Origin of the sequence: Chryseobacterium tructae, assembly GCF_030409875.1 — a bacterium.
In the GTDB taxonomy this organism is placed as follows: Bacteria; Bacteroidota; Bacteroidia; order Flavobacteriales; family Weeksellaceae; genus Chryseobacterium; species Chryseobacterium tructae.
The window spans coordinates 342,442-360,069 of record NZ_JAUFQR010000001.1 but is presented as its reverse complement, the minus strand read 5'-3'; the positions used below and the strand labels follow the sequence as shown (position 1 = coordinate 360,069).

The 17,628-nt window shown below is 32.9% G+C and carries 19 protein-coding genes and 1 pseudogene; 7 read left to right on the top strand and 13 right to left on the bottom strand.

The genetic code is table 11. The features are described 5' to 3' along the window. Nucleotides 1-35: 35 nt before the first annotated feature. The 4 genes and pseudogenes from QWZ06_RS01650 (at nucleotide 36) to QWZ06_RS01635 (ending at nucleotide 6,236) form a co-directional block, all read left to right on the top strand. A pseudogene (locus QWZ06_RS01650) lies at nucleotides 36-3,380 on the top strand (methylmalonyl-CoA mutase family protein). Nucleotides 3,381-3,472: 92 nt separating this feature from the next. After that, nucleotides 3,473-4,354: a hypothetical protein gene (locus QWZ06_RS01645; RefSeq protein WP_290295425.1), complete on the top strand. Its 882-nt coding sequence runs from the start codon at nucleotides 3,473-3,475 to the stop codon at nucleotides 4,352-4,354. A 32-nt stretch (nucleotides 4,355-4,386) separates the two neighbouring features. Beyond that, nucleotides 4,387-5,418, top strand: a complete 1,032-nt coding sequence (locus QWZ06_RS01640; RefSeq protein WP_290295424.1) for a hypothetical protein — start codon at nucleotides 4,387-4,389, stop codon at nucleotides 5,416-5,418. Between the two features lie 107 nt (nucleotides 5,419-5,525). Further along, on the top strand, nucleotides 5,526-6,236 hold the full coding sequence (locus QWZ06_RS01635; RefSeq protein ID WP_290295423.1) for a Dph6-related ATP pyrophosphatase: 711 nt from the start codon (nucleotides 5,526-5,528) through the stop codon (nucleotides 6,234-6,236). 150 nt (nucleotides 6,237-6,386) lie between these two features. Here QWZ06_RS01635 and QWZ06_RS01630 read toward each other — a convergent pair whose 3' ends face one another. Beyond that, nucleotides 6,387-7,412 (bottom strand): pyridoxal phosphate-dependent decarboxylase family protein, encoded by a 1,026-nt coding sequence (locus QWZ06_RS01630; RefSeq protein ID WP_353959999.1) that lies wholly within the window; start codon nucleotides 7,410-7,412, stop codon nucleotides 6,387-6,389. Then, a complete protein-coding gene (locus QWZ06_RS27685; RefSeq protein ID WP_353959926.1) occupies nucleotides 7,322-7,795 on the bottom strand; it encodes a hypothetical protein in 474 nt (157 codons plus the stop codon). Before QWZ06_RS27685 ends, QWZ06_RS01630 begins: the two co-directional genes overlap by 91 nt. Before the next feature lie 176 nt (nucleotides 7,796-7,971). Between QWZ06_RS27685 and QWZ06_RS01625 the strand changes: the two genes are divergently transcribed. Further along, the gene (locus tag QWZ06_RS01625; RefSeq protein ID WP_290295422.1) at nucleotides 7,972-9,078 is read left to right on the top strand and encodes a serine hydrolase domain-containing protein; all 1,107 of its coding nucleotides are present in this window, start codon (nucleotides 7,972-7,974) and stop codon (nucleotides 9,076-9,078) included. Here QWZ06_RS01625 and QWZ06_RS01620 read toward each other — a convergent pair. Next, nucleotides 9,062-9,676 (bottom strand): hypothetical protein, encoded by a 615-nt coding sequence (locus tag QWZ06_RS01620; RefSeq protein WP_290295421.1) that lies wholly within the window; start codon nucleotides 9,674-9,676, stop codon nucleotides 9,062-9,064. The genes QWZ06_RS01625 and QWZ06_RS01620 overlap by 17 nt on opposite strands. 108 nt (nucleotides 9,677-9,784) lie before the next feature. Then, on the bottom strand, nucleotides 9,785-10,108 hold the full coding sequence (locus QWZ06_RS01615) for a PadR family transcriptional regulator (protein WP_290295420.1): 324 nt from the start codon (nucleotides 10,106-10,108) through the stop codon (nucleotides 9,785-9,787). A gap of 80 nt (nucleotides 10,109-10,188) precedes the next feature. Between QWZ06_RS01615 and QWZ06_RS01610 the strand changes: the two genes are divergently transcribed. Further along, nucleotides 10,189-10,719 (top strand): 2'-5' RNA ligase family protein, encoded by a 531-nt coding sequence (locus QWZ06_RS01610; protein ID WP_290295419.1) that lies wholly within the window; start codon nucleotides 10,189-10,191, stop codon nucleotides 10,717-10,719. A gap of 119 nt (nucleotides 10,720-10,838) precedes the next feature. Beyond that, nucleotides 10,839-11,393 (top strand): crossover junction endodeoxyribonuclease RuvC, encoded by a 555-nt coding sequence (gene ruvC / locus QWZ06_RS01605; RefSeq protein WP_290295418.1) that lies wholly within the window; start codon nucleotides 10,839-10,841, stop codon nucleotides 11,391-11,393. A gap of 13 nt (nucleotides 11,394-11,406) precedes the next feature. Here ruvC and QWZ06_RS01600 read toward each other — a convergent pair whose 3' ends face one another. From QWZ06_RS01600 to QWZ06_RS01560, 9 genes are all read right to left on the bottom strand, one after another. Continuing rightward, nucleotides 11,407-12,063: a hypothetical protein gene (locus QWZ06_RS01600; RefSeq protein ID WP_290295417.1), complete on the bottom strand. Its 657-nt coding sequence runs from the start codon at nucleotides 12,061-12,063 to the stop codon at nucleotides 11,407-11,409. A gap of 64 nt (nucleotides 12,064-12,127) precedes the next feature. After that, nucleotides 12,128-12,544, bottom strand: coding sequence for a hypothetical protein (locus tag QWZ06_RS01595; protein ID WP_290295416.1), 417 nt, complete (start codon nucleotides 12,542-12,544; stop codon nucleotides 12,128-12,130). A gap of 283 nt (nucleotides 12,545-12,827) precedes the next feature. Continuing rightward, nucleotides 12,828-13,358, bottom strand: a complete 531-nt coding sequence (locus QWZ06_RS01590; protein ID WP_290295415.1) for a hypothetical protein — start codon at nucleotides 13,356-13,358, stop codon at nucleotides 12,828-12,830. A 106-nt stretch (nucleotides 13,359-13,464) separates the two neighbouring features. After that, nucleotides 13,465-14,097, bottom strand: coding sequence for a hypothetical protein (locus QWZ06_RS01585; protein WP_290295414.1), 633 nt, complete (start codon nucleotides 14,095-14,097; stop codon nucleotides 13,465-13,467). Nucleotides 14,098-14,103: 6 nt separating this feature from the next. Further along, complete coding sequence (locus QWZ06_RS01580) at nucleotides 14,104-14,673, bottom strand: hypothetical protein (RefSeq protein WP_290295413.1); 570 nt, start codon at nucleotides 14,671-14,673, stop codon at nucleotides 14,104-14,106. A 26-nt stretch (nucleotides 14,674-14,699) separates the two neighbouring features. Further along, nucleotides 14,700-15,170: a hypothetical protein gene (locus QWZ06_RS01575; RefSeq protein WP_290295412.1), complete on the bottom strand. Its 471-nt coding sequence runs from the start codon at nucleotides 15,168-15,170 to the stop codon at nucleotides 14,700-14,702. 209 nt (nucleotides 15,171-15,379) lie between these two features. Further along, nucleotides 15,380-15,769, bottom strand: a complete 390-nt coding sequence (locus tag QWZ06_RS01570) for a hypothetical protein (RefSeq protein WP_290295411.1) — start codon at nucleotides 15,767-15,769, stop codon at nucleotides 15,380-15,382. A 331-nt stretch (nucleotides 15,770-16,100) separates the two neighbouring features. Continuing rightward, nucleotides 16,101-16,694, bottom strand: a complete 594-nt coding sequence (locus QWZ06_RS01565) for a hypothetical protein (protein WP_290295410.1) — start codon at nucleotides 16,692-16,694, stop codon at nucleotides 16,101-16,103. Nucleotides 16,695-17,151: 457 nt separating this feature from the next. Beyond that, entirely contained in the window at nucleotides 17,152-17,625 is a 474-nt protein-coding gene (locus tag QWZ06_RS01560; RefSeq protein ID WP_290295409.1) for a hypothetical protein, read from the bottom strand. Between the last annotated feature and the right edge of the window lie 3 nt (nucleotides 17,626-17,628).

Genomic DNA, 17,628 nt, shown 5'->3' with positions numbered 1-17,628 from the left:
TATATTTGAAAACTTAGAAACTTTCTAGAATTTTTATGGAAACCCAAAAATATACTCCAACCAACAAGGTAAGAATCGTAACAGCTGCCTCATTATTTGACGGACATGATGCTGCGATCAATATTATGCGTCGTGTCATTCAGGGAACTGGATGTGAAGTGATTCACTTAGGACATGATAAATCTGCAGAGGAAGTTGTAAATACAGCGATCCAGGAAGATGCCAATGCCATTGCATTAACTTCATATCAAGGAGGTCACAATGAATATTTTAAATATATCTATGATCTTTTAAGAGAAAAAAATTCACCACAAATCAAAATTTTTGGTGGTGGTGGTGGTGTAATCCTTCCTGAAGAGATTAAAGATCTGATGTCTTATGGAATAGACAGAATTTATTCTCCGGATGACGGCCGTGAACTTGGCCTTCAGGGAATGATTGATGATTTGGTACACAGATCAGATTTCGCTACCGGAAAGATGTTACAGCAGAAGACTTGAATGCCATTAGCTTTGAGAACTCAACCAGCATTGCCAGAATCATCTCTGCAGTTGAAAACTTTTCAGAAGAAAAGCCTGAATTGGTACAAGCGATTGATGAGCAGTCAAAAGACTTAAATATTCCTATTATCGGTATTACAGGAACCGGAGGTGCCGGAAAATCATCTTTAACGGATGAGTTGGTAAGACGTTTCCTACGTTCCAACACTGATAAAAAAATTGCCATTATTTCTATTGACCCTTCTAAAAAGAAAACCGGAGGTGCTCTTCTTGGAGACAGAATCCGTATGAACGCGATTAATGATCCAAGAGTGTATATGCGTTCAATGGCTACAAGAGAAAACAATGTTTCTGTTTCTCCATTTATCCATTCTGCATTAAATGTTTGAAGCTGGCTCATCCGGATGTGATCATTCTTGAAACTTCAGGAATTGGACAGTCGGGATCTGAAGTTTCTGACTTTGCAGATGTTTCCATGTATGTAATGACTCCTGAATATGGAGCTTCTACTCAGCTGGAAAAAATCGACATGTTAGATTATGCAGATTTGGTAGCTTTAAACAAATCTGACAAACGTGGGGCTCTTGATGCGCTTCAGGCAGTAAGAAAACAGTTTCAGAGAAACCACTTGTTGTGGGAAAGTCCATTAGAGAACATGCCTGTATATGCCACAAAGGCATCTCAGTTCAATGACCATGGAACTACAGAACTTTATAACAGATTGGTTTCAAAAGTGAATGAAAAGTTTGCTGATTTGGATCTTAAAACTTTCGTTGAGCAAGAAATTACAGATGAAGTAACGATCATTCCTCCTAAAAGAGTACGTTACCTTTCTGAAATTGTTGAAAACAATAAACAATATGACGCCAATGTTGAAAAACAGGCTGAGCTAGCAAGAAAATTGTATCATATTGAAGGGGTAAAAGCCCTAATTTCCAATGAAGTTTTAGACACCGAATATCAAAAAGCGGAAAAAGAGCTTCAACAGGAAAATATCGACTTCCTTAGAACTTGGGATGATACGAAGAAAGCTTTCCAGGCAGAATTCTATTCTTATTTCGTAAGAGGAAAAGAGATTAAAGTAGAAACTTCTACAGAGTCTTTATCACACTTAAGAATTCCAAAAATTGCTTTACCGAAATACAATGACTGGGGTGATCTGATCCAGTGGAAAGGTCAGGAAAACCTTCCGGGAAGCTTCCCTTATACTGCCGGAATTTATCCGTTCAAGAGAACAGGTGAAGATCCTACAAGAATGTTTGCAGGAGAAGGTGGCCCGGAAAGAACCAACAGAAGATTCCACTATGTATCTGCAGAAATGCCTGCAAAACGTTTGTCTACAGCTTTTGACTCCGTAACGTTGTATGGACAGGATCCTGCATTACCACCAGATATTTATGGTAAGATTGGTAACGCCGGAGTTTCTATCGCTACATTGGACGATGCCAAAAAACTATATTCAGGATTTGATTTGGTCAATGCATTGACTTCTGTTTCCATGACCATCAATGGCCCTGCTCCAATGCTGCTGGCTTTCTTTATGAATGCTGCCATCGACCAGAATGTTGAAAAATACATTAAAGAAAATGGATTAGAAGCTAAAGTTGAGGCCAAACTTAAAGAAAAATTTGATGACAAAGGCTTAGAAAGACCAAAATATAAAGGTGAGCTTCCTCCATCCAACAATGGATTAGGATTACAGCTTTTAGGATTAACAGGTGATGAAATTATTCCTGCTGATGTGTATGCTGAAATCAAAGCTAAAACAATTGCTACGGTTCGTGGTACTGTTCAGGCTGACATTTTAAAAGAGGATCAGGCTCAGAATACCTGTATTTTCTCTACTGAATTTGCTTTGAGATTAATGGGTGACGTACAGGAGTATTTCATCAAAGAAAAAGTAAGAAACTTCTACTCTGTTTCCATTTCGGGATATCACATTGCTGAAGCAGGAGCTAATCCGGTTTCTCAGCTTGCATTTACTCTGGCAAACGGTTTCACGTATGTAGAATACTATTTATCAAGAGGAATGGATATCAATGATTTTGCTCCTAACCTATCTTTCTTCTTCTCTAACGGTATCGACCCTGAATATTCAGTGATCGGACGTGTGGCAAGAAGAATCTGGGCAAAAGCCATGAAACTGAAATATGGAGCAGACGAAAGAAGCCAGATGCTGAAATACCATATCCAGACTTCAGGACGTTCTCTTCACGCGCAGGAAATTGATTTCAACGATATCAGAACTACACTACAGGCGCTTTATGCGATCTATGATAACTGTAATTCACTTCACACAAATGCTTATGATGAAGCGATCACCACTCCTACGGAACAATCTGTAAGAAGAGCAATGGCCATCCAGCTTATTATCAACAAAGAGTTAGGACTGGCTAAAAATGAAAACCCACTTCAGGGATCATTCATTATCGAAGAGCTTACTGATCTTGTGGAAGAAGCTGTATATGCAGAATTTGACAGAATCACTGAAAGAGGTGGTGTATTGGGAGCAATGGAAACTATGTATCAGCGTTCTAAGATCCAAGAAGAATCTATGCATTACGAATGGCTAAAGCACACCGGAGAATATCCAATCATTGGGGTGAATACTTTCCTAGGAAAAGATGGTTCCCCAACGGTACTTCCGGGAGAGGTTATCCGTTCTACTGAAGAAGAAAAACAAGCACAGATTGAATCTCTTCACAACTTCCAGAAAGCTAATGAAGGAAAATCTGAGGACGCTTTGAGTAAACTTCAGCACGCTGCAATCAATCAGCAAACTTATTTGAAGTCATGATTGATGCCGTTAAATTCTGTTCTTTAGGACAAATCACCAATGCTTTATTTGAAGTAGGTGGTAAGTACAGAAGAAATATGTAATTACCATACTGATTATAAGAATCATAAATTAAAACCTCAAGGAATTTTCTTTGAGGTTTTTTCGTATTTTTAATCTCACAAAACTAATCCTCATGAAAAAGGAGTTTCAAATTAAGGAGCCTTGCTCTGTTGCCCGGGAAAATATGAAGGAAATCCCCGGTGGAAGCTTTTGCGATCATTGTACAAAAAAAGTGTATGATCTTGCCCATAAAACAGATGATGAAATTAAAACCTTATTACAGTCTAATCCTTCTGTTTGTGGAAGAATTCAGACGGATCGACTATATGCTTCTGACGAAAAATCATTCCCCCAATACAACCTTTTCCAGTTTCCTTTTAGAAAAATAGCTGGTGGAATTTTTCTGTCTATTTTATTTACCTCAAACCTCAACGCACAAAAACAAAAGCTTGATACTCTAGAAGCACGTGAGATTCAGGGAATGGTTATGATTGCTCACAGACCAGACAATGATGACTATGATTATCCTGAGCCTGTAGTAAGCAAAAATCTGGAAATTAAGCCCTCGGGAGATCCGAAAAACCTCATCCAATATCAGTCTATTACAATTCTTACCCCTATCAAAAGATTCAGATCCAGTCAAGCTTCTAAAAACTATATTACTATTCCGGCAGATCATGTCAAGAGAAGTAATATATTCGTTTTTGAAGGAACTGATTCTAAAAACGGAACACCAAATGACAACAAATATTTTCTTTTCGTCAATAAACAGCAAATTAAGGACGATGAAACAATAAATATTAATCTGGATCTGGTAAAGAGCTATCCTCCGAATTCTAAGAATAAAGACTTTATTTATTTTCTGGATGGTGTAGAAATTACGAAAAAAGAATTTGAACAATACCAAAAAGAAAACAAGATAGATTCTTACTTTCTACCGGAGATCTATGCAGAAGAACTTTTGGGTGATGATTATTACTTTGAAAACGGAGCTATTGTATCCTATCGGAAATAAGCTTCTCCTCTAGCCACTACAAAACAATCATTATGAAAAACTATTTAAAGAATCTTTTGGTATTTTGTGCAGCATGCTTCGCTGTATTATTATCTGCTCAAAAGTCTCCTGAACAATTTGCGATTAACCTTCCTACAAAAAAGCTGGATAAGAGCTATTACAAAACGATTAAACTCATCGACCGCCGGATCGACACAACTTCATTAGGAACTGTGCGAACAGGACTTTTAAATACTCCTACAAATCTGCTGGCAGCCACTCCTCTTTCTGATCAATTTCAAAGTGTTTTAAATAGTCTTAATGGAGAGAATGCAGAAAACGGCACTTTAGTTTTATATCTTAGGCAATTAAATTTCATGGAAGTTACCGTTCACGGTTATTGTTTTTTCCAGGCTTTTTTATTTTCAAAAAATGAAGACGACACGTATTCACTGATAGACCAAGCCAATCATGTTATAGATCATAAGGCAAAATCCAATGTCACTAGAGAAATGTTACAGAAAGGAAGTGAATTTCTTGTTGATTTTATTGCTGCAAACATTTCTAAAAAGCCGGAGACGGGAAATCACTATACCTATCAGCAAGTTAAAAACTTTGAGGAAGTTGCAAAAGAATCTATCACTTTTTTCCAATCTTCTGAATTGAAAGACGGAGTATACAATGATTATGCATCCTTAAAGAATCAGCAACCCAGCAAAGAAATTAGTCGGGTAAAATTTTATGGCAATGCTCCCAAAATCGTCAGGGTATATGAAACGGTAAACGGTGAAGAAAAAGAAATTAAAAAAGATGATATGTATGCCATTATCTATAAAGGGGAACTTTATGTCTATCTTTCTATAGAAAATTTATTAACAAAAGCTGAAAAAAGAGACAACGACTATTATTTTGTGGGGAAAATAAAGCAAAATCAAAATGTTTCCGGTGTCATGATTGCCCCTTCATACTCTTATAGCAGTATTGGAGTTTCCTTCACAGTTAATCCTCTTATTCCTTATGAACAGAAAATCGATTATTTCAATGGTAATTTTATTCCTGTCAGAGAAATTGAGAATAAAAAATAGATATTCATTTAAAAGAAAAAGGTACAAATAGCTCTGGGTTTATCTTATGCTTGTTTTCATCATAAGTATTGTAAATTTGAATAAAATTACATTTTTTAAAATAGCTAATGAAGCCTAAAGCCTTATTCAACTGGAGCAGCGGAAAAGATTCTGCATTGGCTCTTTACAAAATAACACAAGAAGATCAGTATGAGATCACAACTCTATTAACAAGTATCAACAAAGAATTTCAGAGAATTTCTATGCACGGGGTTCATGTATCTCTTTTGGAACAGCAGGCTTCTCTTCTTGGTATTCCCCTGAAAAAAATGGAGCTTCCCAAAGAACCATCAATGGAAGAATATCAGGAAATCATGAACACAACCATGGCTGAAATACAAGCTCAGGGTATTACTCATTCCATTTTCGGAGATATTTTTCTGGAAGACCTTCGGCAATACAGAGAAAAACAATTGAATAGCATTGGTATGCAGGCCGTCTTTCCTCTTTGGAAACAAAGCACTTCCGACCTTATTCAAGAGTTTTTAAAATTAGGATTTAAAACGATTGTTACTTGTGTAAATGGTACCTATCTGGATAAAAGTTTTGCGGGAAGAATTATTGATCAGCAATTTCTAGATGATCTTCCTGAAAATGTAGATCCATGTGGAGAAAATGGGGAGTTTCATACATTTACTTTTGATGGGCCTATTTTTAAAAGCCAGGTTCAATTCGAAATTGGAGAAACGGTAAAAAAGACTTATCCCAAACCGAAATCTGCTCCGGAAGATAAGGATGAAGAATATGTTTTCTGGTTCTGTGATCTGATTTCAAAATAAATCAGCAATATTTTTGCCACGAATGCACGAATAAAAATGCTTAGAATACTTTGATTATTACCAATGGAGAATAATCATTAAATAGCTCAGCAGGATACCTTAGCAATGAAAACACAATTAAAAAATTCGTGTATTCGTGGCATTAAAAATTTATTTTAGCTGTGTAATGATACTGTTCATGGTTTCAAAGATCAGCTGAACATCTGTTTCATTGGTCTTCCAATTCACAAAAGCTGCTCTGATCCCTTTATGCTGATTATAAAAAGTAGGGGTCATAAAGACTTTTCCAGTATCATTAAGCCTTTCAAGGAATTTCGCTACCTCATCTTGTTTTCCATCATCTTTCAGGGTAAAACATACGGTATTAAGACGTACCGGTGCTAAGAGCTTAAAATCATTGCTACTTTCAATCAATTTTCCAAAATTTCTAGCTAATGAAACATTATTTTCTACAATATACTTATACCCTTCTTTTCCATAGGCCATCAAAGAAAACCATGCCGGAAGTGCCTTTAATCGTCTTGAATTCTCAGGCAGGAAATTGAGGTAGCCGAAATTTTCCAAAGGATCTCCCAAATAAGGGGCATTGGAGTTCTGAAAGGTTTCTACCTGCAAAATATTGTATTCTTCTTTTACAAAAAATACAGCACTTTCATAAGGGACATTCAGCCATTTATGACAATCAACAGTAATGCTATCTGCATACTCCCAACCTTTAACCAAATGTTTATAATGTTCTGAACATGCGGCAAAACCTCCGAACGCCGCATCAATGTGCCACCAAAAGTTATATTTTTCTTTCAGTTTTTGGATCTCCGTGAAATCATCGAAATCAACGGTATTTACAGTTCCTCCACTAGAAATTAATATAAATGGTTCATGATTCAACTTTATAATATGCTCTTCCAGATCTGTGATGGAAATAGATTCGCGATCACTTCCATCTGTTTTAATTTTAATGATATTATTGCTTCCCATTCCCAAAAGAGACAGTGCCTTTATAGAGGAGGAATGAGGGGTTGCTGTCAAAACTTTAATAGCATCAGAAACTCCTTCTTTAGCAATATCTCTCCCTTTTTCTTTACCTATCCATTGGCGGGCAACCGCCAGACAAGTAAAATTAGACATTGTTGCTCCTGTAACAAAGCCACCCAGAAAATGATTCGGAAGTTCCAGAAGTTCCAGAATGAACTTAATAGTCTCCAATTCCACATTCGCAGAAATATCTCCTTGTCCTTTTGTTGATTGAGTATTTGATCATAAATAGTGGTCAGCCAATCCCCAACCACAGAAGCTGGGGTTGAACCACCCGTTACAAATCCAAGATATCTTGGGCCAGCCGATCCTACCATGATAGGCTCAAACCTGGTGTTGAATATCTTTATGACTTCCTCTGTCCCATACCCCTGTTCCGGAAGATCTATTGGTTTCGGTATAAGGGCATTATTTATTGATGTAGGTCTGTCTGCAAGAGAATTCAGGTATTCAGCACCTTGTTTTTTTACAATATCCAATAGGTGGCTAATCCCTACTGAGTCATTTTCCAAATGTTCTTTCATAATACTGAGATTACAAATAATCTATTCAAATGTATTGAATAGTCGTGAAAGAACCATTAAATACATATTAAATACCCTACATATCCCTTCTTAGCACGCATTTTGCTTCCTATACAGCTCTTAAAAATTTCAACATCTTTAAGAATATCAATTTTAATCTTAAAAAATAAACACCCGTGATCAAAAATTTAATGTTCCTGCTTCCTTTTTGTTTTTTATTATCATGTAAAACAGAAACGCCTACTCCACCCGTTGATAAAAAAGCTATTGTTGACTCTACTATAACAGCTTTTCAGAAAACACTTCTGGAACAACAGATTGATTCTGTATTCAAAAAATATCGTTTCAATGGAAGTATAGCCGTATTTAAAGATTCTCTTCCTCTTTACAGAAAGGAAAACGGATATTCGGATTTTAAGAAAAAAACAAAAATCAACAGCAATACCATTTTTGCCATCGGATCTGTAAGTAAACAATTCACAGCCGTTATGATTTTACTTCAGATGGAGCAAGGAAAATTAAATGTTACGGATAAAGTATCTCAATATTTAAAAGAGTTCCAGATCAAGGAATACGAAAATATTACTATTCATCAGCTTCTGAATCATTCATCAGGTCTGAATCTGATGGGTGGAAAACTGATGTTTAAAAGTGGAACAGATTTCTTCTATTCGAATGATGGGTTTAATGCCTTGGGAAAAATTGTGGAAAAAGTATCCGGAAAATCATATGATGATAATGCGATGGAACTTTTCAAAAAAGCGGGGATGACTCAGTCTTCCATTGGAGATATTTTTAAAGGAAGCAACTTTGCATCCGCTTATCTTGGAAATGCAGGTACATCTTCTGAAGTTCCGAATATGCCCAAAAGATTAGGCGGAAAAGAAATTGGTACTCCTGCAGGAGGAATTCTTTCTACTATTGAGGATCTTCATACATGGAACAACTCACTTTATAACGGAAAAATTCTAAAACCTGAAACGCTTAAGCTTTTCATGGCAAAAAGTGCAGAAAGACGACATGCTATCTTTGGAAAAATGGGCTATGCCTATGGAATCATGTTGAACATTGGCAAGCCCAATTCTTATTTTCACAGTGGTTATGTAAAAGGTTCTCCCTCTCTGAATATTTATTATCCCGAGACCAAAACATCCGTCATTATTCTTTCTAATATTGCTGATGAAGAAAAAGGAAAGGGGTTTGTCTTCAAACCACATATTGAAGTTAAAAAGATTACAGATCATCTTGAAAACACCCTTAATCAACTTAGATCAGGACATTAATCTTTCGTGCTTTGTAATATAGGATCTGAATTTTAACGGCCATAGCATATAAAAAGAAAAGCTTCATCATTCCGCTTCCCTGCACTGCCAGATGATCATACAAAAGATATGCGGAAGTGAAAAGTACAAGACCAGCAAGAGCATTCTTTAAGATCAAAGGATGGAAACTGAGTTGCAGGTAATGATATAACCTCATCTTTTGAAAACTAACATTATAAATTAAGAGTGAGACCATAGTTCCTATCAATATCATTTCAGAATACATAAAAACATTTGATACCGTAAGTATAAATTGAGATAAAAGCAATGTGAAAATAGCGGCATACAACATAATATTCCTGAATTTTCTCTGAAGTATTTCTTTTTCAATTTTTGTAATTTTTCGAAAGGAGAATAGATCTGCTTTTACAACGTCTAATTCTTGCTTCCAGCTTTGTTTTGTATCCTGAAAAGCTTCTTCAAAATTTGATTTCTGCTCTTCCATAAGAGTGGAAATCTGTTGAATAAAATGGTCTTTAATTTCTAGAAATAATTTTTGATTCAAATGCTTTGATAAAAGGTACTGCTGTATTTCTTCTTCTTGTGTAAGTGTAATCATATAAAAAGGGTATTAGTTTTTATTTTTTTTGAGTAGATATGTCTATTGATAATCAGCATTAGGGGCACAAAAGATGATCTGTAATTTTGTCTTCCTACATGGTATTCATTATATGCTAAAAATAGATTGAAGATTGACCAGATAGCTTTTCATTTCACTCTCCTGCTCTACCTGCTGTTTCTTCCCTTTTTCAGTAAGCAGATAATATTTACGGTCTCTTCCGTTTATTTTCTGTATTTCAGAAGTAATCATGCCATCACCCTCCAGTTTATGCAATAATGGATAAAGTGCACCCTCTGTCATTTCAAGTTCTCCCTGAGTAAGGTCTTTAGCTCTTTGGGTAATTTGATAGCCATACATTTTAACTTCTTTTGAAAGCAGCTTCAAAATAATGTTCTGTAAGGTTCCTTTATAAAGACTGTTTTTTTTCATGGTGTCGTTTAAATACATCGCAAATCTATGCATAATTTTCTTATGTATTGAAATTTATTCTATTTTTTTTAATTTGCTGTATGAAAAAGATGTACTTCATAGCAATTTATCCACCTGAAGAAATCATTGAAGAGATAAAGGTTTTTAAAAAAGATCTTGCTATTTCATATGGTAATTCCAAGGCGTTGAAAAATGAAGCTCATATCACTCTTTTTCCACCCTTCTCCAGAGAACTGGAATGGGAAGAAGACATTCATATTGCATTTCAAAAAATTAATACACAGCTTTCACCATTTGAAGTCGAGCTGAATGGCTTTGGAAGTTTTGCCAATCCCAAAAATCCGGTGATCTTTGTGCATCCTGAAGACAATGTTCATCTAACAGATCTTCACTACAGGGTAAAACAGCAGTTTAACTTTGCAAAATATTCATTTACTCCTCATATGACGGTAGGTTACAGAGATCTGACCTGGGAAAATTACCTTAAAGCCTGGGAACAATATGAACACAAAGAATACAAAACTAATTTTCTAGTTAATAAAATTCTATTGTTACGCCATGATGGAAATTGGGTTCCGATTGCAGAAAAACATATCACAGACACGCTGTAAAAAACACATTTCTATTCTTTGCAATCTTACATGCAGAAGTTCTCTTCTACTATCTATTTGTCTATCATCTCTCCGTCTCTACCTCCATTATTATTTTATAAAGTCCTATCTTTGACCCAATGATTGCAGAGAAGATAATTTTAGGTATTGATCCCGGAACCGCTATTATGGGATTTGGTCTTATTTCCATTAAAAAAGGTAAAATGGAGATGGTTTCTATTCACGAACTTATTCTGAAAAAGTATCCCAATCACGAGACCAAACTAAAATATATTTTTGAAAAGACTTTAGCGCTTATTGATGAATATCATCCTGATGAAGTAGCATTGGAAGCTCCTTTCTTTGGAAAAAATGTACAGAGTATGCTGAAGCTGGGACGTGCACAAGGTGTAGCTATGGCGGCTAGCCTTTACAGAAATATTCCTATTACAGAGTATTCTCCTAAGAAGATCAAAATGGCGATTACAGGAAATGGTAATGCCAGCAAAGAACAGGTAGCAGGAATGCTTCAAAACCTACTTAATCTAAAGGAATTCCCAACAAAATATTTAGATGCCTCCGATGGTCTTGCTGTAGCAGTATGTCATCACTTTAACTCCGGAACGATTACAGATACAAAGTCATATTCTGGTTGGGATAGTTTTTTGAAGCAGAATCCGGATAGATTGAAATAAACGATTTTCATTCTCAGTCTAATACGAATGGGATTTTCTTTGTTTTTAAAACACCATGAAATATTTTAATATTGTTTTTTTTCAAAGAGTCTAATTGTTCTGCTGGCAAGTACTTTTTTACCTCAGAACTATCAAAGTCTAACTCAATCTGAATACTATACTTCTCCTTTTTATCAAAACTATAATAAGAACCTGAAGACTCCAAGTCCTTTTGAAAAATGGAAATTTTCTTTGATATTTCCTTTTCCTCACCAGGATTCAAAACAAATTTTGTTTTTGTCATTACCTTATGTTGCTTTGCTCCCCAGTAATCAACACGAACACCCTGAGCCAATAATTTTTTCCATAGTAAAGAATCTTTGTGCTTATTGAGTATAAACTGATCCATCGCTTTTCCTGTTGGTGTGCCCTTATTAATATAAACGGTATTGACAGGTGGTTCATTGCCTTCCTCATCAGTTATCAATGCTCTTCCTCCCAAATAGCCCCATTCACTATCTTGAACAAATGAAGGTGGATAAAAAATATATTTTACATCGGTATTATTTTCGAGTATAAAACAGGAATTTTGATTGGTATGATACACTGTATCACAAAAGCTTAGGTTCACTTCTTTTCGAGTGCAGCTCAAACACATTATAAAGACTATCAGTAATACGACTTGTTTCATACTTCGTTGTTCAATATTTTTATTATCATTTCAGAACTATCGTTTAAAACATTTTCTTTCAGAATCAATTTAATGATCTTTTAAAGTAAATCCAGCCACTGCTTATATGATCACAACCTTTGCAGACATTCGTTTCTAAAGCAACTTTAAAACGATACCATTTATTTTTTTCTAAAGAAGAAGGACTTAATATATTGAACTTATATTGTTTTGTTCTATCTGGTTTTAGTAAAAACTTGTAGGGGAAACACGGCTCTATAAAACAATCAAAATGTTTTTTGGGAAAATCAATACCTTCATATACTCCTGTTTCAGCATCGCTTTTTTGAAATGCGGTTACTATCAAAGCATTGTTATCAATCTTTTCAGGAACCTTAAAACGGGTTTTGTTAGGATTTTTGATTTCAAGAATTATCTCACCTTTATTTATATGATCAAGATGAAATGTATGGGTATATTCAGTTTGCTTCTCCTGACCCAAGCAGGTAATAGATGACAGAATAAAAAAAGAAAGTATAATGGGTTTCATGGTATAATAGTTTAGAAATAGGATATTTTCTTTCTCTCTTTTAATGAATTCTTCACCCACTTTATCCTATAATAAATATACTGAATTTTCTTTTGCTAATTTATATTTCTTAACTCAACTCTTCGATTCTAGTACTTTATTTATTCATCGGAATACCAATCCTTTCTGATTTTCTAATTTTTTGAAATAGCATATTTTGAAAAAGAAGCTATTATACTATGTTTAAAATTACTTATTAGGGAACTAAAGGTATTTTTGCAACAATACTATCTTCTAATACCTTGTAGCCTTTCTTTTCTAAGCTTTCTACATACTGATCACATCCTAAACTTGTGACATTATATCTATTATGGAGTGATTTTACAACTTCTTCATATTTATTAGATTTTGAGTATTTATAAAGAGCTTTATTGTTTTTATCAAAAACTATAGAATGATGTATTGTTTGAAATGGTTTTAAAATAATTAACAATTCTTTACAAAGTCTATCATTTCTAGATATATAACCATCTTTAAAATACATATAAGGTACTAAAACCTTCCCATTTTCCAGTGTATAAGACTCTCCAGAAAAGCCATAAGGGTCAATAATATAAGTGTTATTTGTATTGTTTTTAATAATTTCTTTTATAATAGTCTCGGTTTCTTGAGTTGAAATGTATTTTTGTGGAAAAATAATATCAATATCTTTCCCTTTATTGATCTTCATTTGGTTAAAACAAAAAATAAATAGAAAGCAAAATGGTAGTAAAATTATTTTTTTCATAATTTATCAATTAGGGTATAATAAATTTAAAAAAACAAGGGGGGAACCTAAAGCTCATTTTCCAAGGCTAACACTACAAAACACCCTATATATTTTAAACAATTGATTATGAAGTATAGCAATCCTCACTTTTATAATAAACACCTTTATTTTCTTTTTCAAGCTCTCCTGTTTTTCTATTAATTTTCACAAAGAACGCTGTACGATTCACTGGACAACTTTCAGATTTTGCAAGATATAGGTATATAAAATCTTTTTCTATTTTAAAAGAACCACCAATTAGATTTTTACGATCAAACCATAAATCATGAGTTCTTGCAATAAGTAATGCCTCCGAGAGATTATCAACATATCCTATAAATTTTATTAATTCTTTTTCATTAATAAAATACTCCGGCTGTTTACTTTTATATGCAATTATATATGTAAAGCATCCGTCGGGTAAACACTCCCAAAAAAAGCCATCTTCAATTGAATGTTTTTCTTTATTAGATATATTTTCCTTTTTTTTATTTTCATAAATTAATTTTTCTGTTAAAGCATCTTTTTTTATAAATTTCCAGTATTTGTACTTTTCATTTGGTATTATTGATTTATACAATCGATCTTTAAAATATAAGGTATCAGGAATTTTCTCATAATTGCCTGGAATAATTGTTTGGGAGAATACCAAGTTAAAAGATGAACAAAAAATTAGTATATAAATTATCCTAACAGCTTTTCGTATTTTACATTCCATAGCATATTATTTTAGGTTTAAAAATTCTATATAGCTAATACTATATTTTCTTATCAGATTATTTGGTGTTCTAAAGGGAATATCTAGTCCAAAATTTTGAGTTTGTAAGTGGGCAATAGTTTCCGAAACATCTATAGCTTTCCTTACTGATGTATTGTAATCATTACCGTTTGTCATAAATAATTTCACAGTATTCATAAAAAGACCACTTACAGCATGGATAGAATGTATAGTTTCATGATACCAAGTAGCTGCAACGGATATAACATTTTTGCCTCTTAAAAAAGCAGGTGATAATAGAACTTTTCCTGAAAAAGAATCTGTTATACCATTTACTTCTCTTCCATCATGATACAATACACCATATTCGAGTTCTAATGTATCATAGATGTTACCACTATTTGCAAAACTATAATCTTTAGCACTTTTGTTATACATTTCAGGAAATACCTCTGCTAATTCTTGCAAAGTCATTTCTGATATTGGCTTATTAAGATATTCTTCTCCATACTTATCCACAATTCTTCTCCTAATTTGTCCATTTATTTTACCATTCTCTATTGTTTCAGTAACCAAATGTCCCAAATGATTCAACCCACCTACTATCCAATCAACAACAATTCTTTTTTATAAAATTTCCATTTGCCTTTTTCTTTATTAAAAAAATAAACTTCTGTTTTTCCCCACTTGCTTTCGACTTCATTCTTTTCGACTATTATAAAAGCTTTGGTACAATCATTATTGATATAAAAATTATAAAAATTAAGAGCTATATATTTTTTTAATTTTAAACTTTTATAATCATTCACTAAAAATATTTTAGAATATCTATCTTGTTTTGGAATTTTCTTTATTATAAAATTATTGTAAGCTGTTTTATTATCAATTTTAAATCCTTCCACATTAATTTTATCAAAGCATACATCCTGACAATAATTAATAATAAAATTATTTGTAGTAATACTATCGCTTACAATAATTGGGATAATTCCATCTGGAGTTTCTTTTGAAAGAAATTCGGGAATATCATTCAAAAAACAATCAAAATTCTGACTAATTATTTCTTCTCCCAAATTCTTATTAACTGGAGAGCATGATAAACTTATTATGAATAATAATAGTAATTTAAAATTTCCAACCATATTGATAAGATAGTTTAATTGTTGCCTGATTTCTACTAGTCACTATACCAAATGTTCTATTCTCCCAATAAGAGCCATAATCTTCCTCATTCGGTCTATCTGAAGACAATGTATTATATGATCTTCCCCAATGAACAAATTCATGCATAAACAGTTACTGCTAATAAAAATGAAGTTCCTTGTATAAATGCTGGAGTTTGTAAAGTTTCAAAGGTCTTAATTAAGTCAACATTTATAAAACTATTAGGATATCCCGCTTGTCCAAATCTATACCTCGTAGGATCTTTTAATATAAATTGAGCTGCTTTTATTATTTGCCCTTCAGGACTTTTAATATTCATAAAGCTTAATACTTGTTCTTTGGTCATTCCAGTATCTTCTGCTAAATTTTGCAAAACCTTAGGATTAGCTTCTAAAAACTGTGACAGTTTTTCTAAAACCTCATAAAAACGTGGGTACTCTTTTTTGATTGTTTGTAAAGCAATTTGCCTTGTTTCTCTTTGAATAAACTCTGTGGTTAAATGCGCCACGTGATTCAACCCACTTGTAATAATCCCTTGTTTAAACCCATTCCAAAAATTTCCACCTGCAATTGTAGAAGAAATGCTGTCACGGAATCCTCCAGTAGCAAATATAATTGCTTTTATATATTCTTTTCCGAAATTATTATAAACAGTCTTATTTGTTATTTTATAAAGTCCAAAATTTAAAATTATGTTTTAATGAAATGTGATAAATCAAAAAACATCCAATAATATTTGTTTTCAAATGCTGTAGAATAATTATAGTATCAGTTAATAATAATTTAATTACAAAGGAAAAACTATAAATCTATAATTGTAATGAAAAATGATCTACAGATCAATCTAATTCTTTATCACAGAATAAATTATTATAATCCTTAATAGGGATTTTACAAAACTTAATATCTTTAATCACTATTTGTTTTTTGCTTCTTATTTCATTACTATACTTTTCTGGAAAAAAATTTTCTGCCAAAAATTTAATTTTCCCTGTCATATAAATCTTTTCAGAAGAATATTCCTTCTCAAGCAAACCACCCAAAAGACAAACATACAGTAAAAAGCTAATTTTTTTATGAGTATGCTTAGGGATAATGACTTTATTTTTGTCAATATACCAAAATGAAACAGCATCATTCTCTTTCGGACTATATTGATCTTTTATGGCATCAACTTCTTCTTTATAGTCTATAGACTTAAAATATGCACGATTTTTAGGATTTTCAATATGTACTAACTCAGAATATAAAATTTTTCCTTTCTCATTTAATAAGGATGAGTTTAAAATAAATGAACTTGGATAAATCACCATATCTTTATTTGTATTATTTTCTACAGATATATAAATTGAATCTTTTTGAATGTTGATAACTTTGATTTTCTGTCCAAAAAGATTAATCGTAAGAAAAAGAAATATAACAGCTATTCTCATGATAATTATTTAAAAACGAAATTAAAAAACAGTTTAAATGCATCATTTTTCACACTATTAAAATAAGTAGTAGCATCCGAGTCCTTTAGTGAAATACCTGATATATGGTCTGCTCCAGCATGTGCAAAATACTCCATTATTTGCAGCGTTTTTGGTCTGTTTGTTCGACTTTCTCCATAGTAGTTTAATGTATATCTATAAAAATCCGCTCATTACTTGCATTGAATTCATAATATGATTTTGCCCTATATCATTGATGTATCTCCCATTCCACTTTGCTTCTTCCATATATGCTCTAGACTCCATATAATTCCAGAAACTCTGTATTCCATTTGGCAATCTCCAAAAAATCACACCACTACTTTCGTAGTGGTGTAATTTTTTTGTTTATTTCAAACTCTTATTAATATATTTTATCTTTATTATGAAATCACAAATAATTATCAAAATATTACAATTAAGGAATTATAGGTATTTTAGCAACAATACTATCTTGTAGTACTTTGTAGCCTTTTTTTTCTAAATTATCTATATATTGATTACAACCAAAAACTGTAGCATTGTATTTATTATGAAGAGAGCTCACATGATATGCATATACCCTCCCTTTTGTATAATTATATAAACTATTATCATCTCCATTTAAACTTAATGCAACATTTTTAGATTCTTTAGGCTTTAAAATAATCAAATCTTTTTTGCAATCATTATCATTAAAACGGTTATAATATCCCTTACTGAAGTATTTAATTGGAATTATCTTTTCTCCATCTTCTAAAGTATATGATGAGCCGTAAAATCCATTGGGATCGATGATATAGAAATTGTTTGTATTATTTACAATATTATACTTTATTTTATTCTCAACATTAAGATTATATATCCCTTCTTTTAAAAATATATCGATCTCTTTTCCTTTATTTAGCTTCATTTG